General features: G+C 55.7%; 17 protein-coding genes. 8 read left to right on the top strand and 9 right to left on the bottom strand.

Going from position 1 to position 24,402, the window contains the following annotated elements; all coding sequences use genetic code 11:
• Positions 1-11 precede the first annotated feature (11 nt).
• Together mqo and VN12_RS14990 are read right to left on the bottom strand one after the other, a co-directional pair.
• Positions 12-1,505, bottom strand: coding sequence for a malate dehydrogenase (quinone) (mqo, locus tag VN12_RS14995; protein WP_146677590.1), 1,494 nt, complete (start codon positions 1,503-1,505; stop codon positions 12-14).
• Positions 1,506-1,639: 134 nt separating this feature from the next.
• Positions 1,640-3,028, bottom strand: a complete 1,389-nt coding sequence (locus VN12_RS14990) for a basic secretory protein-like protein (RefSeq protein WP_168164437.1) — start codon at positions 3,026-3,028, stop codon at positions 1,640-1,642.
• 88 nt (positions 3,029-3,116) lie between these two features.
• Between VN12_RS14990 and VN12_RS14985 the strand changes: the two genes are divergently transcribed.
• Complete coding sequence (locus tag VN12_RS14985) at positions 3,117-4,217, top strand: NAD(P)-binding domain-containing protein (RefSeq protein ID WP_146677588.1); 1,101 nt, start codon at positions 3,117-3,119, stop codon at positions 4,215-4,217.
• 70 nt (positions 4,218-4,287) lie between these two features.
• Here the strand turns inward: VN12_RS14985 and VN12_RS14980 are convergent, their stop codons facing one another.
• Together VN12_RS14980 and VN12_RS14975 are read right to left on the bottom strand one after the other, a co-directional pair.
• A complete protein-coding gene (locus tag VN12_RS14980) occupies positions 4,288-4,992 on the bottom strand; it encodes a DUF1080 domain-containing protein (protein ID WP_146677587.1) in 705 nt (234 codons plus the stop codon).
• A gap of 2 nt (positions 4,993-4,994) precedes the next feature.
• On the bottom strand, positions 4,995-6,314 hold the full coding sequence (locus VN12_RS14975; protein WP_146677586.1) for a hemolysin family protein: 1,320 nt from the start codon (positions 6,312-6,314) through the stop codon (positions 4,995-4,997).
• 312 nt (positions 6,315-6,626) lie between these two features.
• Here VN12_RS14975 and VN12_RS14970 point away from each other — a divergent pair, with 312 nt between their 5' ends.
• Positions 6,627-6,845, top strand: coding sequence for a BON domain-containing protein (locus VN12_RS14970; RefSeq protein WP_146677585.1), 219 nt, complete (start codon positions 6,627-6,629; stop codon positions 6,843-6,845).
• Positions 6,846-6,877: 32 nt separating this feature from the next.
• Here VN12_RS14970 and VN12_RS14965 read toward each other — a convergent pair whose 3' ends face one another.
• From VN12_RS14965 to VN12_RS14955, 3 genes are all read right to left on the bottom strand, one after another.
• A complete protein-coding gene (locus VN12_RS14965; protein ID WP_146677584.1) occupies positions 6,878-7,303 on the bottom strand; it encodes a GNAT family N-acetyltransferase in 426 nt (141 codons plus the stop codon).
• Positions 7,304-7,365: 62 nt separating this feature from the next.
• Complete coding sequence (locus VN12_RS14960) at positions 7,366-8,652, bottom strand: TCR/Tet family MFS transporter (protein ID WP_146677583.1); 1,287 nt, start codon at positions 8,650-8,652, stop codon at positions 7,366-7,368.
• Between the two features lie 11 nt (positions 8,653-8,663).
• Positions 8,664-9,620: a sugar phosphate isomerase/epimerase family protein gene (locus tag VN12_RS14955; RefSeq protein ID WP_205855055.1), complete on the bottom strand. Its 957-nt coding sequence runs from the start codon at positions 9,618-9,620 to the stop codon at positions 8,664-8,666.
• Between the two features lie 341 nt (positions 9,621-9,961).
• Here VN12_RS14955 and VN12_RS14950 point away from each other — a divergent pair, with 341 nt between their 5' ends.
• The 5 genes from VN12_RS14950 to VN12_RS14930 all read left to right on the top strand — a co-directional run bounded on the left by VN12_RS14950 (position 9,962) and on the right by VN12_RS14930 (position 19,785).
• A complete protein-coding gene (locus VN12_RS14950; protein WP_146677582.1) occupies positions 9,962-11,263 on the top strand; it encodes a DUF1501 domain-containing protein in 1,302 nt (433 codons plus the stop codon).
• A gap of 21 nt (positions 11,264-11,284) precedes the next feature.
• Positions 11,285-13,714 (top strand): PPC domain-containing protein, encoded by a 2,430-nt coding sequence (locus VN12_RS14945; RefSeq protein ID WP_146677581.1) that lies wholly within the window; start codon positions 11,285-11,287, stop codon positions 13,712-13,714.
• Positions 13,715-13,833: 119 nt separating this feature from the next.
• On the top strand, positions 13,834-16,347 hold the full coding sequence (locus VN12_RS14940; protein WP_146677580.1) for a DUF1549 domain-containing protein: 2,514 nt from the start codon (positions 13,834-13,836) through the stop codon (positions 16,345-16,347).
• A 16-nt stretch (positions 16,348-16,363) separates the two neighbouring features.
• Entirely contained in the window at positions 16,364-18,820 is a 2,457-nt protein-coding gene (locus VN12_RS14935; RefSeq protein ID WP_205855054.1) for a c-type cytochrome domain-containing protein, read from the top strand.
• Positions 18,821-18,834: 14 nt separating this feature from the next.
• Positions 18,835-19,785, top strand: coding sequence for a phosphodiester glycosidase family protein (locus tag VN12_RS14930; RefSeq protein ID WP_168164435.1), 951 nt, complete (start codon positions 18,835-18,837; stop codon positions 19,783-19,785).
• On the opposite strand, the gene asnB is transcribed toward VN12_RS14930, so the two are convergent.
• Both asnB and floA read right to left on the bottom strand, forming a co-directional pair.
• Entirely contained in the window at positions 19,759-21,681 is a 1,923-nt protein-coding gene (gene asnB, locus VN12_RS14925; protein ID WP_146677577.1) for an asparagine synthase (glutamine-hydrolyzing), read from the bottom strand. The genes VN12_RS14930 and asnB overlap by 27 nt on opposite strands.
• Positions 21,682-21,726: 45 nt before the next feature.
• Positions 21,727-22,710: a flotillin-like protein FloA gene (gene floA / locus VN12_RS14920; protein WP_146677576.1), complete on the bottom strand. Its 984-nt coding sequence runs from the start codon at positions 22,708-22,710 to the stop codon at positions 21,727-21,729.
• A gap of 284 nt (positions 22,711-22,994) precedes the next feature.
• Between floA and VN12_RS14915 the strand changes: the two genes are divergently transcribed.
• Positions 22,995-24,338, top strand: coding sequence for a Gfo/Idh/MocA family protein (locus VN12_RS14915; RefSeq protein ID WP_146677575.1), 1,344 nt, complete (start codon positions 22,995-22,997; stop codon positions 24,336-24,338).
• Positions 24,339-24,402: the final 64 nt, after the last annotated feature.

Raw genomic sequence — 24,402 nt, 5'->3', positions numbered from 1 at the left:
TCTGGTTTATCTCATGAGAAGAGATTTGATTCAGCTTGTTGATCGAGGGAAGGGAAGCGTTCCGAATATTCGGGTGAAGCGATGTTTTCTCCATAGCAAGGGAACATTTCCAACAACGCAGGCTTGCGCTGCGGATCATTCACCAAGTCCGGGAAGCATTTCTTGATTACTTCCAACATCAAATAAACCGAGACGGAAGCCCCCGGCGATGCTCCGAGAAGCGCAGAGATCGTATGATCGGCGTCGGTGACGATTTCCGTCCCGTAGTGAACGATCCCCGCCTTTCCGTCTTCCTTCTTGATGGCTTGCACCCGAATCCCAGCATCGATCAACCGCCAGTCGTAGTCCTTCGCATCGGGATAGAACTCTCGCAAGGACTTCATGCGTGATGCCATGCTCTGCGTCCCTTGCTGGATCAAGTAGCGAACGAGCGGCAAGTTGTAGAGACCTACCTTGATCAACGAGCTAACATTGTCCAATCGCATCGAACCGGGAAGATCAAAGAAGCTGCCGTGTTTGTGCAGAAATTTGGTAGTCCAAGCCGCATAGGGACCAAACAGAAGGGATTTCTTTCCGTCGATGACGCGCGTGTCCAAGTGGGGAACTGCCATGGTCGGAGCGGCGCCAGGGCTCTGTCCGTATACCTTTGCCTGATGCCGAGAGACTATATCCGGGCTATCGCAGACCAGCCATTGACCGCCGATGGGGAATCCGCCAAATCCCTTCCCCTCCGCGATCCCCGACATTTGCAAGAGTGGGAGGCTGCCTCCCCCCGCACCGACAAATACGAATTTGGCACTGCTTTGAATCCTGTTGCCACCCTTGGCTTGGATGGTCACATCCCAGCCGCGACTCGTCCGCTTTAGACCGACCACGCGATGGTTGGTCGCGACGCCACAGCCTGGTTGCTCCGAGAGCCAATGAATCAGTTTGCGAGAGATCTCGCCAAAGTTCACGTCGGTGCCGTTGTCCATCTTGGTCGCGGCGACCGGGATCTTTTCGCGCCCTTCCATGAGCAAGGGTGCCCACTCGTGTACGCGTTCCGGGTCCGTGGTGAACTCCATCCCTTGAAAGAAATGATGCGCTGTCAGCCCCTTGTAACGGGCCTCAAGATACTGCACCGATTTTTCGCCATAAACAAAGCTGATATGAGGGACGGGGTTGATGAAGTCCCTGCCGTTTTGGATCATCCCCGACTTGAGTGCATAGCCCCAAAACAGTTTCGACAGCTCGAACTGCCCAAAGATTTCAATCGCTTTGGAGACGTCGACGGTCCCGTCGGGTCGCATGAATGGAGTATAGCTCAGCTCGCAGATTCCGGCGTGACCAGTCCCTGCATTATGCCACCCGTTCGAACTTTCCTGGGCCAACTCATTCGAGACCTCGTAAAGCTGGATTTTGAGCTCGGGCGCGATTTTCTTAAGCATCGCTCCGAGGTTGGACGACATGATGCCGCTACCGATGAGGATGACGTCCGGGGACTCAACGTGCGAATTGTAGGTCATGCTGCGTGCTGGAAGGCGGGGGAGGCAAGGTAGATGCGAATTCGATGGCTACGACACTCGATGCAAACGGCGTCGCGGCCCCTTAGACTATATCAACGTTTTCCTGCTGTCCTAGCACGAATTCGCATTCGGGACTACTGACTCTTCCATTGCGAAGCCAATTCGTCCTCGCTCTTTCCTGTGAGTTCTTGCCAAATCTCGTTGGAATAACGTCCCTCTCGCGCGGCCGCGTTGAGCTTGGTGAGGAGGGTGCCGTACGGATCATGCGTCCGAATAACCCAGTCGATGAAGTTGGCCGAAACGCGGTAGCTTGCGTCATGCTTTGCTTTCGATAACGCCTCCTTGCTCAGCACAGCCCCTTTGGATTGGGGCTCGTAAAGGAACCAACGGATATAATCGGGAATTCCCTCTACAATCCAGCCTGGTGTCGGTTCACGCCGCGCTCCGCGATTGCGACGGCCTTGATAGCTCTGCACGACGTGGACCATTTCGTGAACCACCGCGCCTCGTGCCTCGCGGTTTTTCTCTCGATTCATCCATCCCGCATTCAGCGAGATCGTTCCCCCTTGTGCATAAGCAGGAATGCCTTCCATCTTCGCGCTCGGTTGATACCGGAACGTCACTTTGGTGGGGGCTGTAAATCCTTCGCTCGGGAGCATCGCGACAATTCTAGGATACCATTCCAAAATCACGGGCTTCAACTCGGTCTCTGTCCAATCCGCCAGCTCGGGGGCTGCCGTAACATCGATGACATACTGATACTGTCCATCCGAAGAGGAAAAAGCGAACGACTGCCTCTCGGGTGCAACAATACGTTCCGGCAAGTCGACGCTTTTTGCAATGAAGTCGATTTCGCAGAGAAATGTATGAGCGAAAGGATCGTTGGCTGCCGTCGGCTGGACTTCCACAAGCCAGTAGCGATAGGTGCCGAGCGAGCCGGATTCATCGGTCACACGGCTGGCATGTTGTCCACCGGCTCCTCGTCGAGTGCGGGTATCGACGTCGGCTATGCGTTTCCATCCCTGTTGCTCCGGGGATCGGTCGTTATCCAATCGATCCCAAACGAAACCCTCGTGTTCCCCTGTTGCAGCATAGAGCGTGAAACGTTGAGGGGCTCGCGAGCTCGGGTGCCACGAATAGGTAACGACCTCCGCAATATCCTGTGTTGCACCTAGGTCCGCGGCCAAACATCCGCCCCCACTACCCGCTGCAAAGAAGCAATTCTCGCGAGGGGAATCCTCGGTTTGGGGTATTTTGCCATCCCCCAAGGCTGGAGTGCCGATCGAGTTCCCGTCCAAGCGACCGCGGACGACAGCCCATTTCGCTTTCATCCCAAGATCATTCACTGCAGGTCGCTGGATCCGCTCGAACTCGAAGAATTGGCTTTCATTCGATTGTTCCGCATCCACTCGCACTTGCGCGGCCAGTGACGGTGCGAGGATCATGGCAATGCAGGTACTGAAAACGGTCGCAGCAAATTGGTGCGACGACCAGGGATGGAGCGAGCTGGAAGTGGTGATCATGTTAGAAATCGGTGCGAGGAGTTGGTGATGCAGGTCGATTCTAGTATCCTGAGCGAGCTGATCCATTCCTTTTCTCGCAAGGATTCCAATGTCTTTTCCACTTCAAACAGACATTCTGCTCGTCGGCGCAGGCCCTATCGGGATTGAACTGGCTGTGGCGCTCCAAAGAAAGGGATTCGATTGCGTTCATATCGAATCGGGAGTAGTCGCCTCCACAATCGCTTGGTACGCCCCAGGAACACCTATCTTTAGCTCACCAGAACGCATCGCCCTCGCTGGTATCCCATTTCAAACCTACCCGCACGGGAAAGCGACACGCGAAGATTACCTGAACTATTTGCGCGGAGTGGTTCTCTCCGAAGATCTCACCATCCATCAAGGCCAACGGCTTGTCACCGCACAACGCTCGGCAGAGGGATTCCGGTGCCGTATCGTGGAATCAAGAACGGCAGTTGGTGGCCCATCCTTCCGCTCTCTCGATGAAGAGCACTCGGGGGGAGTTTCCGTGGTCTCTTGCCGTCGCATCGTTCTCGCCATTGGAGATATGCATCATCCGCGTCAGCTGGGAGTGGCAGGAGAGGATAGGCATAACGTTTCGCACTTCATGCCGGACATCCATGAGCTATTCGGCAAACGAGTTGTGGTTGTCGGCGCCAAGAACTCGGCAGCGGAGGCGGTGGTCCGTCTCGCTCGCATCAATCGCCAATTGATCGTCGTGCATCGAGGCGAAGGATTCAGCCCTGAAAGGGTGAAGCCCTGGCTGCTCCCCGAGATCCGAAGCTTGATCGCCGATGGTCGTGTAGAGTTCTTGCCCTACACCGACGTGAAAAAGATCGAGCCTCGAACCCTGCAATTGCAGAATCGACAAACTCACAGGGAAACATCCATTCCCTATGAGCATCTGTTGCTTTTGACGGGTTACGATCAGGATCCCAGCCTATTTCAGCGTTTGGGGCTCGAACTCGATGGTGAGAATCTTAAACCGAAACTCGACCCTCTGACGATGGAATCCAGCGTCCCTGGCGTCTATGTGGCGGGAACGGCTACGGCAGGTTCTCAACGAGGAGGCGTGAAGGTCTTTATCGAGAACTGCCATGTCCACGTCGCTAAGATTCTCGCTCATCTTAGTGGCGCGGCTCCGGCCTCCTCTCTTGCCATCGACCGAGACGAGAAGCACCGCGAGCTGTAGTAAGAAGCCTAGGTTGCCCCGAAGGCTTCGAGGAACATGGTATGAAGAGAATGAAGAGTCGGGTTTGAGCCTATTCCGATAGCATGATGTTTCGGAATTGGACCTTCATCGGCGGTCCGGCGTGCACTTGCAAGGCGATGATTCCTTCGCTGGCTCGCTTTGCGGCTTCACCGTCCTGCAATTCCGACATCAGTACATCGTTGATGAAGTGCTGAAGTTTGTTCCCTTTGGCCACGATTCGGTATGAGTTCCAATCACCGAATTTGATCTTTCCTAGAAGCGCATCGGCATCGCCGCACGTTCCGACTTTATTCTTCGCACCTTTGTCGTCGACTGCAACGATCTGACCTCTCTCGACCATGATCCCGCGTCCACGCTCTTCGTAATTGATGCCCATGTAGCGTTTGTTGGCATCGATGTCGGCTTGGTAGCCACCGACGATGAATTTGTCTGCATCGATCAGTTTGCTGCGATACTGAATCCCCGAATTCCCTCCGTCGATTTTGAACTCGAGGGTCAACTCAAAGTCGGAAACCTTCTTGTCGGAGACGAGGAATGTGTTGTTCTTGAGAGGATTCTCAGCGGTATTCACGCCGGTGATCGCACCATCCTCCACTTTCCAGTTTTCGCTCAGACCGGACCAACCTTTGAGGGTCTTGCCATCAAAAAGACTGACTGGCTTTTTTGTGGAATCTTGTGCGAGGGACAGTGCGCTAGATGCTGCGAGGGCAGACCAAGCCAATACGGTGAGAAGGGTTTTCCAGGTGTGCGCCATGATTATTCAACTTCTTCTGAGGAAAGGAGGGTGAATCTGACCTTGGTCGCTCGGTCGTCAGAAACGGAAAGGACCTTTGCCTGCACACGTTCATCGAAATCGATGACATCGCCTGCGACCAGCATGCGTTCGGCTTTATGCAATAATAATCCAGAGACTGTGTCCACGTCAGCATCTTCAAACTGAATTCCCAAGCGGGCTTCCAGGTCGTCGACGGCAGTCGACCCGAGGACGATGAAGTTCCCAGGGCCGTCGGGTACGATCTCCGGTTCGACGACATCGAATTCGTCTGCGACATCGCCGATGATCTCCTCCATGACATTCTCGAGCGTGACGATCCCAATGATGGTGCCATACTCGTCGACGACAAAAGCCATGTGCTGGTGGGTACCCTGAAAGTGCCGCAGCAATTTGCTGATGGGCATGTTTTCTGGGACCTTTTTTGGCGGTCGCATGATCTTCTTCCAATCGAACCCGTCCTCGAGTTCCGTCGCGACGATGTCTTTGACGTGAAGCACTCCGATCACTTCATCGAGAGAGCTATCGCAAATTGGATAACGGGTGTGTTGGGTTCTCTGGATCATCTTCAGAGTTTCCGCTGTCGGTTCGTGAATATCGATGAAATCAATATCCGCTCGCGCGACCATGATGCGTCGGCAGACCAAGTCGTCGAACTCGAATACAGCGTTGATGAGACTATGCTCGCTGCGGGTCAAACTACCGTGCACGTGGGCTTCTCGTAGCAAGGCCCGTATCTCTTCTTCGTTGTAGGGAATCCCTCCACTTTCTTGAGAATTGACACCCATTAAACGCAGAAGAGCTGCCGTCGTGACATTCAGCGACTGCATCAACGGATAGCTGGCGATGTAGAACAACTGCAGCGGTACGGCACAGGCGAGGAGCATCGATTCGGGTTTGCGAATAGCGAAAATCTTCGGTGCCTGCTCTCCAATTACCAAATGCAACGCGGTGACGAAGGTGAAGGAGACGGCAAACGCGACCGCGTGGAGGGCTGCTTCCGAGGTAATCCCCACCGCCTTGATGGGTGTTTCCAATAAGGCCGCAAATGCAGGTTCCCCGACACGGCCGAGCGCGAGCGAGGCCATCGTGATGCCCAGCTGGCAAGCCGACAGGGATTGCTCTAGCCGAAGGGCCAGCCATCGAGCGGTTTTGGAAAAGAGCTTCTTCGAGACAACAAGCTGTTCGATGCGACCAAGGCGAACTTTGACTAGGGCAAACTCAGCTGCGACGAAGAATCCATTGACTGCAACGAGAATCAACGCAATGACGACAGATCCGAGATCTGGAAACCACTCAGGCATTCGTTAGTACTGCAATCCTCACACGGTATCGAACAATCACGCACAACCATCCGACTCCACCCTGAAGCCGGGATAATACAGCCATGCGGTCTTCCTAGTTCGCAACGCAAGACCGAACGGTATCTTACCGCAGATTGATGGTTCCTGCTTGGGTTTGGTCGGAAATGCACTCGATTCCCCCGGCAAGAAACTCGCAAACCGACTAGCTCACCGCTGTTCCCGAAAATTCGCTCGCCATTTCGTTCGCATTGTGCCGGTCCTGTGGCATCTTTCGGCATCCCTCCTACCACTCTGTCCGACGGAACCGCAGTTATGTCCCACTCCCCGTTATTGCATCGCATTGATCGCGTGATCCAATCGAGCCCTCACGCTCCACGCCGTAAAGTCTTCCTAGAAAGCGCAGCGGGGCGGATCGTTCTGCGTGGAAAAGTCGATTCGTTTTATCAAAAGCAAATGATCCAGGAATCGCTCCGAGGAATCGAAGGAGTCGAACGGATTTGCAATCAACTCGAAGTCGAAGAGCCCCGATAACTTCGGTTCGGCCGCAACTTCGGTTCGGCCGCTCATGTTTGGCGAGGAATGATCCAGGCGCTGGGGTGCTGCTCTAGTCCAACATGCGGATAGTAGGTAGTCGCCTTGGGAGCTGATAGCAGTATGAGCGTCGTCCCCAATCCCGCCGCTTCGTGGCTCCGTCGCAATAGTTCACGTCCGATGCCCTGTTTCTGATGCGCTTCGTCGACGGCTAAATCGGAGAGGTAGGTGCAGTACGCAAAGTCGGTGATCGCGCGAGCCACCCCGACGAGCAAGCCCGATTCGTCGCGAGCCGTCACTATCACTTGCGCGTGGCGCAGCATACTTTCGATGGTTTCGATCTGATCGACCGGTCTTCGCTGCGCGAGCGTCGAGCGTCTCAAGCAATCGATGAACTCTGTTGCGCTGAGATCGGGCTCGATCCCATAAACGATCACGCGGGGGCTGGCAGCATCCATAAGAACGGTCCAAAGCGAATGAGCGGAGAGGAAGACAGACGACTGGCTCTTCCCCACTCATGTCACGGTTGTGTGGAAACCGCAGCTTGCGCGGTCGCTCGCTGGGGTACGGTGAAAAACGCCAAGATCAACGCGAGGACTAGAATACCGCAAGCAACTGCGAACGGTGCACCTTGCCAAAGCGGGGAGCGGTCGGGATGGACCGACCAAGCGAAAACGGTGGCGTAAAGAGACGGCCCAATCAGCCCGGCGATTCCCATCATGGAGCTATTCGCACCCGATAGGCGTCCCTGCTCCGATGGCCCCAATCGTGTGGACATCACCCCGTTGATAGAAGCTTGAAAGAATCCCATCAACGCAAACAAGATCGTACACCAATAAAACGTCGTCCCATCGCGCGCGAGGGTGTAGGCTGCGAACCCAATGATCCCACCTGTCAAACCGACAAAGACCAGCTTCCGTTCACCGAACCTCCGAATCGCGGGTCGGATCAAACCTCCCTGTACGATCATGTTGAGGATGCCGACCGTTCCGAGCGATAACCCGATTTGCCAAGGCTCCCATCCAAAGTGCGTATCGGTATAAAGAACAAAGACGTTCTGAAATGCCAAGTGCGCGAGCTGGTAGAGCAAGAGGATAATAGCCATGGGTAATAAACCTGGCTTGGATCGAAGCAATTGAAGGGAACCGAGCGGATTGGCTCGCTTCCAGCTGAAGGCACTGCGTTTGTCCTTGGGCAACGACTCGGGCAATACGAAGTAACCGTAAAAACCATTCGCCAAGGTCAGGAATGCGGAAGCCCAAAAGGGAAGCCGCAGATCGATCGACCCAAGCATCCCACCCACCGCCGGGCCTAGCACAAACCCGATTCCGAATGCCGCCCCAAACAAACCAAACGCTGCCGTTCGACGCTCCGGCGGAGTGACGTCGGCGAGATAAGCCTGCGCGGTCGAGAAGCTTGCCGCGGTCATCCCGGTGATAATCCGGCCGATCAACAACCACGTCAAATTGGGAGCCAGCGCGAGCAACACGAAGTCCAGCCCCAACCCAAAAGTCGAAACCAATAGCACGGGGCGCCGGCCGTAGCGGTCGGAAAGAGCACCGATAATGGGCGAACAGAAAAACTGCATCAACGCCCAAAGCGTTCCGAAAAGCCCGATATAGAAGGCAGCCACCGACTCGTCGCCACCGACAAGCTCTTTGATCAACTTTTGCAGTACCGGAATGATCAACCCCAACGAAAGAACGTCGAGGATCACTGTGATCATGATGAAGGCGATCGCAGCTTGACGAGGCGGTTTCGTTGTCCCCTTCGTCGATGATTCGGAATGGTTGGGAGAATCGGACATTCGTAGGTTGGTTATGGTTGGTTGGCGGCCAGCTTGACTCGCACGGCGGCGAGAAGCGAGCGGAAGACAGCAGTCTGTTGCTTCATGGCAGCGACTTTGTCTTCTGGATTGGAGTGCGCTTCGAGCAACACCCATCCTTGGTAATTCGCTCGTAGCAACAGTTCGAATAGCTCGGCATAGGGATAATCACCATCGTCGAGTTTGCGGACATGTGTTGTATCTCCCAAGCGCGATTTCACCATTCCAAAATGGGTCGCAAGGCCTGGCGAAACCAAATCTTCTTGATTGCTGTTCCAGCAGACGGCCGCGTTGCGGTGCTCCGCCACTTGAAAGATGTCCCGAATCACATCCAGTCGACTGGTGTTCGAGCCATGCACCTCCAATCGGATTTGCTGACCATAGCCTTCTCCATACGCGGCAAGCTCTTGAAGGGCTTTGCCGATTTGCTCGATGGTCTTTTCCCTAGGAACTCCCGATGCGAATCCGTTCGGTTTCACTTTGACCCCGCTCCCCCCGCAATCGTGCATGAGGTGGATGAGCTCTTTGGTTTGCTCAATATTCTTTTGCACCACAGCTGGGTCGGCCGAATGGAATTCGCAGTTGGAACCGTACCCAATCAACTCGATCCCGCTGTCCGCAAAGCGCTTTTTTACCTCGGATCGCTCAAGCTTTGTCAGCGCGGGTTCGACCCGGTGCCGATGCTCGGTCCGCAATTCTACCCCTCCCATTTCAGCCGCCTGGCAAGCAGCGATCACCGTAGGCAGGTCCATATCCTTACCCCACTGGTAGGTTACCAGCCCAAATCGCATCTCGTTCGGGGCCGGAACCGACGTATTCGATGTGGTTTGAGCAAGGACTTGCCAGCTAGACCCGCCGACCGCGAGCCCCGCGAACGCAGTGGAGGCACCGGACAGAATTCGACGGCGGCCCATCTGGAAATCGGGACGCAAAGGTGATTGTGAGGACATCGAGTGTTGCCTTTTGGATACAGGTGTGCTCGAAACGAGACAGGGGTCCGCGGGATAACTTGAAAATTCGCAAGTGTTTCACACGGGATCCGGGTACAAACCACATTCGGCGAGTACTATAATAGCCGGATCCCCGCGGAGGACCTAGCATAGGTTCTCCCATCCTCCCGCCTTACGTTAGATCAACCGTCAGCCCGCCTTGATCATGGCACATCCTCTTGGCACCATAAACCGGCCTTGTGGAACCACAAATCGGCCCGAGGGTCGATAGATCGGAAAAGGAGTGGGTGGCTGTGTTTGGTAAAGCCCAATCGAATTTCTCAACAGGAGAGTAGGTCATAATGCGATGTCTCGGTAATCCGCTTGGTCGTCGAGGTTTTCTCACCGTGGGTGCTCTGGGAGGGCTCGGACTCTCGATGGGTGATCTGTTCCGGTTGCGAGCCCAGGCCGACCAGAAGCACTACGACTTTATCGATGCGAAGGCGGACAGCGTCATTCACATCTTCCTCCCTGGCGGTATCGCACACCAAGAAACGTTCGATCCAAAGCCTTACAGCCCGCTCGAGTATCGAGGGGAGCTCGGAACAATCAAAACCAAAACCGGCGACGTCTTCTGCGAAACCTTGCCGAGGCTGGCGTCGCTTTCCGATCGCTTGACGGTTATTCGATCGATGACCCACGGTGAAGCAGCCCACGAGCGTGGGACGCACAATATGTTCACCGGTTACAAACCATCGCCGGCGTTGGTCTTCCCAAGCTTTGGTTCCGTCATTAGTCACGAATACGGCCCCAAGAACAACTTGCCTCCGTATGTGGCTATTCCAAACTCCGCCAACGAGTATGCCGGCACCGGATACTTGAGCTCTTCGTTTGGCCCATTTAGCTTGGGAGCCGACCCAGCGAACAAGGGTTTCCGCGTCCAAGACCTGAATTTGCCCAACGGCGTCGATATGACTCGCTTCGAGCGACGCCGCACCGCATTGGATGCGGTCAACATGCACTTCCAAAAGAAACAGAACGCCGACGCGATCAATGCGATGGACACGTTCTACCAGCGAGCTTACTCCCTTATCAGTAGCGAGAAAGCGCGCGAAGCATTCAATATCGAAGCGGAAGACAATGGTCTCCGAGACAAGTATGGACGCAATGCTGCTGGCCAACGCCTCCTCATGGCGCGACGATTGGTCGAGGCCGGCGTTCGATTCGTCACCGTGACCTACGGCGGCTGGGATATGCACAACCAAATCTCCGCCGGGATGCGCCGGGATACGCCGCCTCTCGATCAAGCCATCGGGACATTGATCGAAGACCTTGAGTCGCGCGGGCTTCTCTCTCGCACCTTGATCATGGTCAGCAGTGAATTCGGCCGTACGCCGAAGATCAATAATGAAGCAGGACGCGATCACTGGCCCAAGGTCTTTTCGGTCATGCTCGCCGGGGGTGGCGTGAAGGGTGGGCTGGTCTACGGTTCGTCGGATGCGACCGCGACCGAGCCTGAGTTCGATCCGGTTTCTCCGGAGGATCTCGCGACCACCATGTACCACTTGCTCGGAATCGTCGCAGACAAAGAGTTGATGGCACCGGGCGACCGTCCCATCGAGATTTGCGACGGCGGAAAAGTTCTCTCCGATATCCTTGCCTAATTGGCCTTCACGGACTCCACGATGAAAATGAATCTTTGGCGCAACCTGCTTGTAGGGTTCGGATTGGCGTCGGCGGGTGCTTTTGGCACTGCACCGACCCGAGCCAGCCATCCAGACGCGAATGTTCTATCCCTTTCCGGAATCCAGCGAGGAACCTCAGCCGAGGTCACCATTTCGGGTGCGCGGCTCGGGGATGCGAAGGCCTTGCTGTTCTACTCGCCAGGCTTGACGGCGACAAACATCACCAAGGTGGATGCGAATGTGATCAAAGCCACGATCGCAGCAGACGCCACCGTGACGCCAGACCTGCACCCCTTTCGTGTCGTGACCGATACGGGAATCAGCAACCTGCGACTGTTCAATGTTTCCGCAATGCCCAGCGTTGCGGAAACAGAACCGAATAACGAATTCGCCAAACCTCAACCTATCCCTATCGGTTCCACGATCGATGGCGTCGTGCTGAGCGAAGACGTCGATTACTTCGAGGTCGAACTCAAACAGGGGCAGACGCTTCATGTGGAAATCGAAGGGCTTCGACATGCCTATCTCAACGACTTCTTCGATCCCTACATCGCCATTTACGATGACAAGAGATTCGAGATTGCCTCGAGCGATGATTCGGTCTTCCTGCAACAGGATTGCTTGGCCTCCATCGTGGCGCCACGCGACGGAAAGTACATCATTGAAGTCCGCGAAAGCAGCTTCGGTGGAAACGATCGATCCCGTTACCGACTGCATGTCGGTGGATTCCCTCGCCCCGTCGCGATGGTCCCCAGTGGAGGTCGCCCAGGTGAAAAGCTTGAAGTCACCTGTATCGATAACCTCGGCAACTCTTGGAAAGAAACATTCCAGTTGCCGAACGAGCCAACCGAGGCTTTCAAGGTTTGGTCGCAGCGCGATGGTTTGATGGCCCCGTCCCCGAACTACCTGCGCGTCGTCGACGTCCCTAACGCCCTCGAGTCCGAGCCGAACGACGACCACAATAAGGTGGAGATCGTCAGTGCGGTTCCTGCGGCATTCAACGGGCTGCTGGAAACCGAAAAAGATCGGGATTTCTGGGTGTTCGAAGCCAAAAAGGACCAACAACTCGAGATTCGTGTTCACGCGCGATCCCCTATTCGATCGCAAGTCGACTCGGTTCTCCAGGTCTGGAAAGTCGGAGGAGGGGCACTCGCCGGAAACGATGATTCGGGCGGCCCCGATAGCTACCTCCAGTTCAAAGTACCCGAGGATGGCAAATATGCGGTTTGCGTCTACGATCATTTGGGACGCTTTGGAAAGCAATTCGCTTATCGCGCCGAAGTCCTTTTGCAAACGCCGACTGTCGAAGCGACGATCACCGAGCAAGAACGCTACGTCGCACAAACGGTCGAGGTACCGCGCGGCGGAAGGATGGCCATCTTGGTCAACGTCGCACGTCGGTTCGTGGGGGGAGAAACGAAGATCGAAGCCCTCGATCTTCCTCCTGGCCTGACCCATTTGGAAACCAAATGCGACGCCGATTTAGGAAACGTTCAAATGCTCTTCCGAGCGGATGCGAATGCCGCAAACACTGGGAAAATTGTCGACTTTATCGCTTCGATCCAAGCCTCACCTGAACAAAAGATCACGGGTAATCTCCGTCAACGATCCATGTTGGTCCGAGGACAGAACAACGTGGATGTTTGGGGGCAAACCGATCATCGATTACCCGTCGCCTTGATCGATCCAGCCCCATTCGATGTGGCGGTAGTCGAGCCTCAGGTTCCATTGGTTCGCAATGGGTCCCTCCCGCTCACCATCAACATCAAGAGAAACGAAGGATTCGATAAGCCGGTGACCGTGAGATTGCTCAACGCTCCACCCGGAATCGGTGCCTCCACCGTTACGATCCCAGGGGACAAATCCTCGATCGAGATGCCTCTCACCGCCAACAACGGTGCAGCGATTCGCAAATGGCCTCTGATCGTTCTCGCGACAACAGACAACGGATACGGTCCGATTGTGCTGGCGAGCGAGTTCTTTCATATCGATGTGACCGAACCGTTGTTCGAGTTCAAATTTGCTAAGACGATGGCGGAACAGGGAAAACCTGCGGACGTGATCTTGGGAGCAAAACTGAAACGACCGGTGGAAGGTAAAGTCGAAATCGAGATCTTGGGTGTCCCGCCAGGTACCACCGCGGTGGCTCCGAAACAAGAGCTTGCACCGGATGCAGAGCGTCTCGCCTTCACGCTGCAGATCCCACCCGAAACGCGAGCCGGAAATTACAAAACGATTGTCTACCGAGGCACGGTCACGACCGACAAGGGAGTGATCACGCAAGTCAACGGCAACTCGGAAATCCAAATCGACGTTCCAATCGCACCTCCCGCTACGACCGCCGCAGCAACCACTGCTGCAGCCCCGCCTCCACCGACCGACAAACCGTTGACTCGGTTGGAGCAGCTAAAGCAGCAACGCGGTCGCTAGTCCGCGGACGGCATCCAGAATGGACAACCCTTCCGCCTCGGCAAGGTTGTGCAACGGTCGGGGCCACGTGCCCCGCCAATGAGTCTTCAGCAGCAGTTCACCTTCAGGCTACCCACCCTATGAACAACCCGTTCTTTCGCACAGCTCCTTGGGCGAACTCCCTCATGCTGATCGGTGTTTCCGGAGCCATCGCTAGCGCGGCCTTCGCCCAGGAAAGCACGCCAGCGCCCGCCGCGACACCCGAAGCTTCGGTTCCCGCCGCAGCTCCAGCGCCGCAGCCAGCATGGAAGTCGATCGCGGTTTACCCGCCCGTCATCAAACTCAGCGCCAAAAGCGACATACAACACGTCATCGCGGTTGCGACCCGCGAAGACGGAGTAACCCAAGACGTCACTCGCATGGCCGAGTGGAAATTCTCCGCCGACACCGTCGCGGACTGGAAGGATTTTGTTCTCTCTCCCAAAGGAGATGGAACTGCCGAACTCACCGCGACTTGGAACGGTCAAACGGCCAAGGCCACGATCGAGTCGACTAACTCCTCCCAAGTCCGGCCGATCAGCTTCGAACGAGACGTGATGCCAGTATTGACCAAAGTCGGCTGCAACACGGGCTCCTGCCACGGCGCGGCTCGTGGAAAAGATGGCTTCCGACTCAGTCTGTTCGGGTACGATCCCGTCGGCGATTATCAACGTATCACACGCGAAATCGGTATCCGTCGCATCAATCTTGCGGTACCCGACCAAAGCCTTTTGCTCCTCAAAGCCACCGGGGCTGTTCAGCACTCCGGCGGTAAAAAAGTGGAGCCAGGTAGCAAACATTACGACACCATTTTGACTTGGCTCAAGAACGGGGCCCCGGCCGATGCAGCGCGCTCTCCGATCGTCACCCAAGTGGACGTTTATCCGAATCAGGCGGTGATCGAGGGTGAAGGACAGATGCAACAGTTGGTCGCTGTCGCGACCTACGCGGACGGGGTCCAACGCGACGTTTGGGATTTGGCCAGTTTCACCACCAACAACGAACGCAGCGCGGCAGTCGATGCCGATGGCAACGTGAAGAGCGGCGTGCGAGGTGAGGCGTTTGTAATGGCCCGATTTGATACCCACACCGTGGGATCTCAAATCCTGGCCTTGCCTGAGAACATCGCATACAAAGCCCCGGATCATTACGGCAATTACATCGATTCCCTGGTCAAAGCAAAGCTCCAAAAGCTCCGATTGCCAGAGAGCGCTATTTGCACCGATGAAGAATTCGTTCGTCGAACCACGCTCGATATCACAGGTCTCTTGCCGACCGAAGAAGAGACGGTGGCCTTCGTGCAAGACACGACCCCGGACAAACGAAGCAAGTGGATCGATAACTTGCTCGATCGCAAAGAGTTCAGCGAAATCTGGGCGATGAAGTGGTCCGATCTCCTCATGATCAAGAGCAACAATCAGGTCAGCTACAAAGCGGCTTATCTTTATTACAACTGGTTGACCAATAAGATTGCCTCGAACACACCGATCGATCAGATCGTTCGGGAACTCATTACCGCCACCGGTGGAACCTTCCAGAATCCAGCTACGAACTTCTACCAAGTCGAACTGGATCGATTGAAGCTCTCCGAAAACGTCGCTCAAGTCTTCATGGGAATTCGAACCCAGTGCGCCCAATGCCATAACCATCCATTCGATCGATGGACGATGGATGATTACTACGGATTCACCGCGTTCTTCTCCCAGATCGGTCGCAAACAAAGCGAGGACTATCGACAGCTCCTCGTCTTCAACAGCGGTGGTGGAGAAGTCAACCACCCTGTGGGTGGCGCCGTGGTCAAACCGAAGTTTCTTGGAGGGGACGTCCCCGATGTCGCCGGAAAGGACCGCCGTGAAGTCTTGGCCCAATGGCTGACCAGCGAGGAGAACCCGTTCTTCGCGAAAAGTGTCGCCAACCGTATCTGGGCTCACTACACGGGAGTCGGAATCGTTAGCCCGGTCGACGATTTCCGCGCGAGCAATCCACCGAGCAACCCTGAGCTCCTCGACGAGCTTGCTAGGAAGCTGGTCGAATACAAGTACGACATTAAGAAACTGGTTCGCGATATTTGCAACTCGCAAACCTATCAGCGTTCTTGTACCCCCGTCGAAGGGAACGAACTGGATGACCGAAACTATTCACACGCCGCAGTTCGCCGTATTCCTGCAGAGAGTTTGCTTGATTGCATTTCGCAAGCTACGAATACAAAGGACAAATTCCGAGGATTGCCGATCGGTGCCCGCGCGGTGCAGATCGCGGATGGTGCGACGAGCAGCTACTTCCTCACCTCCTTTGGTCGAAGCCAACGCACGACGGTTTGCGCCGACGAAGCCACGACCGATCCATCCTTGTCACAGGCCCTGCACTTGATCAACGGTCAAACCACCGGTGGAAAGATCAACCAAGGAGGACTGCTGAAGACTTGGAAAGAGCAAGGGCTCACACAAGAGCAAATCATCGAAAAGATTTATATGCGTTGCGTGAGCCGAAAGCCCACCGAAGAGGAACGAGCCACTTTGGTGAAAGCGATTGCGGAAGCGCCTAATGCGGACCAAGGAATCCAGGATATTTTCTGGGCTATCCTCAACAGCCGTGAGTTCATTTTCAATCACTAGTTTGATGTACAGCACTATGAAGAAGCGTCTGTTTTTCGTCACAACGTTCATTGCAATCGGCTGCACCCGTGCCTGGGCACAAGAGCCGACGAAGATTACGTACGACGATCATGTCAAGCCGATATTGCGCGAGCATTGCACGTCCTGCCACAATGCGAACGACAAGAAGAGCGGTTTGGCGCTCGATTCCTACCAAGGCCTGATGGCCGGAGGAAGCGGGGGCGAGGTGGTCGTCGAGGGAGACTTGGATTCATCTCGTTTGTACGCACTCACCGCGCACAAAGAGCAACCCTATATGCCTCCCAATCAAGACATGATCGCCCAAGCGAAGGTCGATCTCTTGAAGACGTGGATCGAGCAGGGGATGCCCGAGAACAGCGGTTCGGAAATCAAGAAGCCGAAGGCCAGTGCGATGGCTCTCTCGGTCAAGATCGGACGCCCCGAAGGGGCGCCTCCGATGCCGACCACCATGCTGAGGCAAACTCCCTTCGCAACCAATCGAGCGGCCACCACGTCTGCCGTGGCTGCCAGCCCTTGGTCCCCGCTCGTGGCGGTAGGGGGGCAGATGCAAGTCTCGTTGTATCACAGTGAAACGGGCAAACTGCTTGGCATCCTTCCATTTCCAGAAGGGGAACCTCAGTCGATCACCTTCTCACGCGACGGAAAACTAATCCTCATCGGGGGAGGAAAGCACAGCCATTCCGGTTATGCAGCCCTTTATGAAATTGAAACCGGGAATCGTATCGCGCGGGTCGGCGACGAGTTGGACATCGTCATGTCCGCAGATATCAACGACAACAACCAGTTGATTGCGCTGGGCGGCCCGCAAAAACTTATCCGCGTCTACGACACCCTCACCGGTGAACTGAAATACGAACAGAAAAAGCACACCGATTGGATTTATACGGTTCGATTTAGCCCCGATGGATTGCTCCTCGCCTCCGCCGACCGAAGCGCTGGATTGGTGGTTTGGGAAGCGGACACAGGGAGACTGTATTTGGACCTCCAGGGACACAAAGGGGAGATTCGATCTCTCGCTTGGCGACCGGATTCGGCTGCCCTCATCAGCGCCTCCATGGACGGGACTCTCAAGATGTGGGAGATGAACGAAGGAAAGGTCATCAAGTCGTGGGACGCTCACGGGGGTGGGGCCCTCGCCGTCGATGTCTGCAACGACGGAACCATGGTCTCCACCGGCCGTGACAACAAAGTCAAAGTTTGGGATATCGGAGGGAACGCTGCCGGAGAAATGCCCCCGTTGGTCGAAGCAGGACACGAAGTGGCCATAACCGTGGATGGCAAACAAGTCGCCGCAGGGGACTGGGCCGGTAATGTCCGACTTTGGCAGCGAGCAAATCCTAAGGATGAAAAGAGTATCCCTGCTAATCCACAACCACTGGAAACCTTGCTCGCTGCAGCCCAGTCCGAGTTGCAACAATCCTTGACCAAGCAAACGGAGCTCAGCAACGACTATGCTGCGAAAAGTTCGCAAATCACCGCTATCCAGCAGCAGCTCACCCAGCTGCAAACCGATCTGACGAAGACCGACGAACAGCTCAAGGCTTCCACGGAAAAACAAACGCAACTCAAACCCAACTTCGATGCGTTGTCGGGAATGTTCAAAACCAAGAACGAAGAGCTGCAAGGGCTGCGTGGGCAAGTTGCTCCGAAACAGAAGCTTCTCGAAGTCGCCGGGGAGAATAAAAAGAAACTGGACGAGGAAGCTGCTCTTCTCGTGAAACAAAAAACTGAGCCGGGGGCAGACGTCGCATCCCTCGATGCAAAGATCCAATCGACTCAAATGCAGATTGCGATCCACGTAGCGGCTCTAACCCAGATCCAGGAAGAAGTTGCTCCCCTCGCAGGGCCGCTCGCTGCACGCGAACAGGAGATGGCTGAACTCCAACCTAAGTTTGAGGCAATCACGAAGGAATGGAATGAAACGGCGGCCGCGGTAATCCAACTTACCGAAATGCGCAATGGGCTTGCTCCACGGGTGGAATCCACGACAGCCGCATTGAAAGCAGCAAACGATGCTGCCGCAGCAGCCAAAGCCCAGGTCGATTCGATCAATGCCCAAGTCGCCGCGCTGCAAGCCCGCGTTGCCGAACTCCAGAGCGACCTTCAGGCCTTCGCCAATCGCCCCACCGAACTAGCGAGCAAGAAGACCACGATCGAGCAGTCCCTCGCTGCAATCCAACAGCAAATCCCGACAGCCGAGTCGTCAATCACTGAAACGAAAACTCAGGCGGATGCCCTGGCGGCGGAGATTGGCAAACTGGAAGCGCAGCTCGCAGATCTCCAAAAGCGAATGGCCGAAGAGCAAGCCAAAAAGATGGCTGTCGTCACGGATATGACCGCCAAACAAGAAGCGCTCGGCAAGCTGAAGGATCAAGCCACACAGCTTGAATCGGATGCGGCCGCTTCAACCGCTCAATTGGAGTTGTTCCAGCAAGCGTTCGGAAAGAAATAATGGCGATGCCCTGCATGCTAACCACGGACGTGGAACAGATCAAAGCCGATGTGGGCCGGTCCCGTTTGCGTGCAGATTGCCTTCGAATGATGTTCCGCGCAGCCGTGTTCCGTGCAGCCGTTTTCTGGGCGGCCTTTCACACCGTGTCGATCGCTGGCCTTGTCCGAGGCGATCAGCCCACTTGGCGATTACCCAGTGGTGCTGTGTATTCTTTCGAAGAGAGATCTTCGCCTCGCCCTCTTCGCATCCATCGACTGGTATTGGACCTTTCTACCAATCCATCGATTCCGCTGGGCGTTAGCGTTCCTCCCGATCCCGATGGGGAAGGCCCTGCCGAAGTCGCATTGAGAGCCCCAGATCGCCATGCCCGCGATGCTGGGTTCTTGGCGGCAATCAACACCAATGCTTGGGTCATGCTCCCGGACCCGGCGACCGGCAAACCACCTGGATATGTCGTCGGTGGCCATGCAGATGTCAAAGGTTGGACCTCCACCGGCATCCGATTGGTAAGTCCTCCGGAACAGGGATACTGGTCGGTATGGCAAGAAGGTTCCGGTCGGATCCGACTCGATGAATCTGCTGCAAAAGAAACAATCAGTCGCACCGAAGTTCGATGGGCAATTTCTGGCTTTCGCGGGATCCTTCAACACGGCAAGAAGCTGGTAGAGCCAAGCAGTGTGCTGCACCCAAGAACGGCGTTGGGTATATCCCACGCGGGAATGCGAATGGTCTGGCTGATTGTCGATGGCCGACAACCTACGGTAAGTGAAGGGGTTAGCGAAGAGGAATTGGCGGAGTTGATGCTCGAATCCGGTTGCGACGACGCGATCAACTTGGACGGCGGCGGTAGTTCGATTCTCCTGATGACCGACGAGGAGGGGCAATTGCGAACCGCCAATCGCCCGTCAGGACGTACCCCTCGACCTGTCCCTGTCATGCTAGGGATTCCAGCGTCGAAGCCATAACTCGAACATGAGAAGATTCCACAGCCGATAGGCTTGATTCTCCCGACCTGACATGTGCGCATCGACCAGAGACTGGATCGCTTCTTTGCGAAAGTAACGGTGGCACTTTGTTTCCGATGAAAGCAGGGCATCGTAGGTGCGATCGCGAAGAGAGGTTCGGAACCACCTGGCGATTGGTACACCAAAGCCCATTTTCGGTCGATTCCAGATGGCAGCCGGCAGCAGGTCAGCAAAGGTTTCGCGGAGCAGGTATTTACCGACGCTTCCCCGCAGCTTCAATGAACTCGGGAGCGACGCAGCCCACTCGACCAATCGGTAATCCAGGAGCGGTTGCCTTGCTTCCAGGGAATGGGCCATCGAGGCGATATCCACCTTGGTCATCAAATCGCACGGCATGTAGGTTTGAAGATCAGCGGCCGTCGCACAGCTCACCAGATCTCGTTTGCCAGACGCTTCCCAAGCTCTCCTCAAAAAGTCGACGGGATCGCGATCGGGCAACTCGGTGACGAAATCATCGCGAAACAGATCGAGCCTCTGAGCTTCTCCGAATATCTGAATCCAGTTCATGTACCTCTCGACCGGCCCTTGGCCGAGCGCCTCACAGAACCGCCGCACTCGCCGCAGCAGGGATCGACGAGCCGACGAATCGGGCAAGCGCTGCAGGATCCCTGTCTTTTGAAGCCACTGAACTGGGAACCAATGCTGCAATCGATGGCTGAGCACGAGGGCTCGATAGCGCTCGTAACCACCGAACAGTTCATCACCACCATCACCGCTGAGCGCGACGGTCACGTGACGCCTGGTAAGCTCCGAAAGATACCACGTTGGCACGGCGGAAGAATCGCTAAAGGGCTCGTCGTATTGGTAACTCAGCTTGTCGATAATATCGAGCGCATCGGGTGTTACTTCAAACCGTTGATGCTGGGTCCCCACATGGTCGGCCACTTGCTGGGCAAATCCGGTTTCGTCGAAATCCGCCTCCGAGAACCCGATGGAGAATGTTTGGATCGGCTGCTGGAGCTCTCTCTGAGCAAGCGCGACGACAAGCGAAGAATCGATCCCGCCTGATAAAAAGGCTCCGAGGGGCACGTCGCTACGAAGACGCAGTCGGATGGCATCGGTGAGAAGCTCACGAAGTTGCTCCTTCGCTTCCTTCAGAGGGAGTGGACGCTCGAAGGACCAATCTACCGACCAATACTTCTGGACGGTTAGCTCACCCGATTGGAACACGGCGCAATGTCCAGGCTCGAGCTTGCGAATCCCCTTGTATATGGTGTGAGGGTGAGGAATGTACTGATACGTCAGGTAGAGGTCGATGCTCCCAGGGTCGATCTCGGGCCGGATCGCGGGGACCTGCAGTAAACTCTTCAACTCGCTGGCGAAGTAAAGAGTACCATCTTGGAGGGTGTAATAGAGCGGTTTCTTACCCATCCGATCGCGCGCGAGCACTAACCGATTCTCCCTCGCGTCCCAAATGGCGAGAGCGAACATTCCGTTCAGATGATGGAAACATTCCAGCCCGAGATCTTCGTAGAGATGGACGATCGTCTCGGTGTCGGAGTGGGTCTCAAAGCGATGCCCGGAGCCTTCGAGTCGATGGCGCAATTCGCGATAGTTGTAGATCTCTCCATTGAAGACAATCTGCACCGAGCCATCTTCGTTACCGAGGGGTTGATGGCCGGTGGAGAGATCGATGATCGAGAGTCGCCGAAATCCGAGAGCGACTCCGCAACGGTCTCGGGAGTCGGCGTGGAGCCGAACGGATTCCGCCGGCGAAATCCACGCGCCCTCATCATCGGGCCCGCGATGGACTAATGCCTGGGTCATGCGTTGAAGGATATCGGGCTCGATCCCCACGGATCCGAATGGCCAGACGCCTCCTGCGATGCCACACATGGATTAAACCCCGAGGATTGACGCTTTGAATCGACGACGAACGCGTTAGGTTGCAGATTGGAAGTGGCCAGCGATAAACGCTTTTGCCATCGCCTGGGGGACTTCCGCTTCCGCCAGCACGAGATTGGAACGGTTCTCGGCGACTTTAGCCTTCATGACCTGCTCTTGCGCAATTGCCTCGGCACGGCGTTGTTCCGCCTGCGCTCGAGCCATGCGAACATCCGCCTCAGCTTGATCGGCTCGGAGCCTGGCCCCGATGTTCTGTCCTACTTCGATGTGGGCGATATCGATCGAAACGATAGTGAAAGCCGTTTGGTTATCCAGCCCTCGCTTGAGCACCGTGCGGGTGATCAGGTTTGGGTTTTCCAACACCACCAAATGATTCTCAGACGATCCAATCGAACTGATGATGCTCTCGCCCACCCGTGCAATGACCGTCTCCTCGGTCGCACCACCGATGAGCTGGGCCAAGTTGGTTCGCACGGTCACGCGAGCCTTTACCTTCAGTTCGATCCCATTTTTTGCAATCGCAGAAAGGAATCCGTTGCCGCTATGCCTCGGATCAGGGCAGTCGATCACACGGGGGTGCACCGAAGTTTTCACGGCATCTAACACATCGCGTCCCGCAAGATCGATTGCGGCGGCTCGTTCGAAATCGAGATCGATTCCTGCGCGCTGGGCAGCGATGATAGCGTTTATCACGTTCATCACATTCCCTTCGGCCAAGTAATGTGCTTCAAGGTCCTGCGTGGTGATTCCGGTGCGTCGATTGGTGTCGAGCCCAGCCTGAGACGCCATGATGATGGCGTTGACAATGACGTGCGGGCGAACCTGCCTTAAGTACATTCCGATCAAACTCATCATGGAAACGTCCGCGCCGCTGGTCTTGGCCTGTAGCCACAAACTTCCGAAATTCCAGAAGATGACCAACGCGATCAAGCCGATGACGACCGCGCCGATCGCAAGCCCAATCATGAGGATGCTTCGAAAGTCCAACTGGATGTTTTGCGCGAGGAACAGGAAATCCATGAAGCAGTCCACTGTAAGTAAATCGTGAGTGCAAGCGAATCGTGAGAGCAGGAAAGGGGCGATTGCCTCGCGATGTGAATCGACCTTTCAAGTCCATTCCACCGCTAAAATCGACACCATCCCACTATTTTGATAACCGAGGCGTGTTCAGTATAGCACGGAATTCAGCCCCTCCGCCGCGTTTCGCGACCAGCTCGGATTTATTGGGGGTTACAATGGTGTCTTCCCCACCGCCCACTCACCGATCCGTTCACCCACCCACCGCATAGGAGCGTCGCGTCTCTATGGCATTCCAGCTTTCTCGCCGTCGCGTTCTGCAGTCCGCCGTCACCGCCGGAGCCTTGGCAGGCCTCGCTCCCCAACATTATCGCCGCGTCCTGGGAGCCAATAGTCGGCTCCGAATCGCGAGCATCGGAACCGGGGGCAAAGGATGGAGCGATCTGCTCGGGGTGGCCGCCAGCCCTTCGGTGGATGTCGCCGCCCTCTGCGACATCGATAGTTCCAAAGAGCATCTCGGACGAGCTGCGGAGAAATATCCTCATGCCGCCACCTTTGACGACTGGCGCAAATTGCTGGATACGTCCAAGGATGTTCAGGGAGTCCTCGTATCCACCCCCGACTTCATGCACGCTCCTATCTCGCTGGCAGCGATGCAGCTAGGGAAACATATCTTCTGCCAAAAACCTCTCACGCACACAGTGTTCGAAGCTCGCCAGATGAGACTCGCAGCCAAAAAGGCGGGTGTCGTCACGCAAATGTGCAATCAGATTCAATCCCACTCCGCATATCGCACCGCCGTTCATTGGGTTCACTCCGGTTTGATCGGAAAGGTAAAGGAGGTTCACTCCTGGCAGTCGAACAATCCGACTTGGCCGCGACATATCGACACCCCTGCAGGAGCAGATCCCGTCCCCTCGCATATTCGATGGGATCTTTGGCAAGGTGTTGCACCCGAGACGGCCTACAAAGCGAATCTCTATCACCCCTTCAATTGGCGGGGTTGGCAAGCCTTTGGGACAGGGCAACTGGGGGACTTCGGTTGCCATATTCTCGACCCCGTCTTCAAGGCCTTGAAGTTGACTTCTCCTGTCTCATTGCAAGTTGCTGCGCCTGCTCTCAAGAAAGAGAGTTGGACAGACCGATGCACGGTCCAATATCTATTTCCGGGAACCGAATACACCACCGCTGGACGCCTGCCTGTGACTTGGTACGACGCTGCAGGTGTCGAGCCACCGCGAGATCGCATCCAGGATATCCCTTCGGACGTCGCGCTCCCGAAAGCTGGCTCGGTACTGATTGGCGAAAAAGGTTCGCTGGTCATTCCTCACGTCGCTATGCCGAGCGTCTACCCGAAGGAACGGTTTTCTGCTGAAAAGCTGGAAACGCTTCCGAACGTTGATCACTACACCCAATGGGCCGACGCTTGCCTGGGGAATGGGGCTACGACCTCGCACTTTGACTACGCTGGTCCCCTGACCGAAGCCGTATTGCTCGGAACGATCGGCATTCGCTTCCCCGACCAAGGCCTGGATTGGGATGCCGAAAATTTGCGGATCACCAATGTCGCTTCGGCCAACGACTACCTGAGCAAGACCTACCGCAAAGGCTGGGAGCCGACTTGGTCCTAGTCCACCGGTTTCCACAGATGGTTTCGGTTGCCGGAACCCAACTGCATGACAGGAACGGTTTGGA

It is taken from the genome of Pirellula sp. SH-Sr6A, from assembly GCF_001610875.1.
In the GTDB taxonomy this organism is placed as follows: Bacteria; Planctomycetota; Planctomycetia; order Pirellulales; family Pirellulaceae; genus JBKCUI01.
This window is presented reverse-complemented; position numbering and strand designations above follow the sequence as displayed.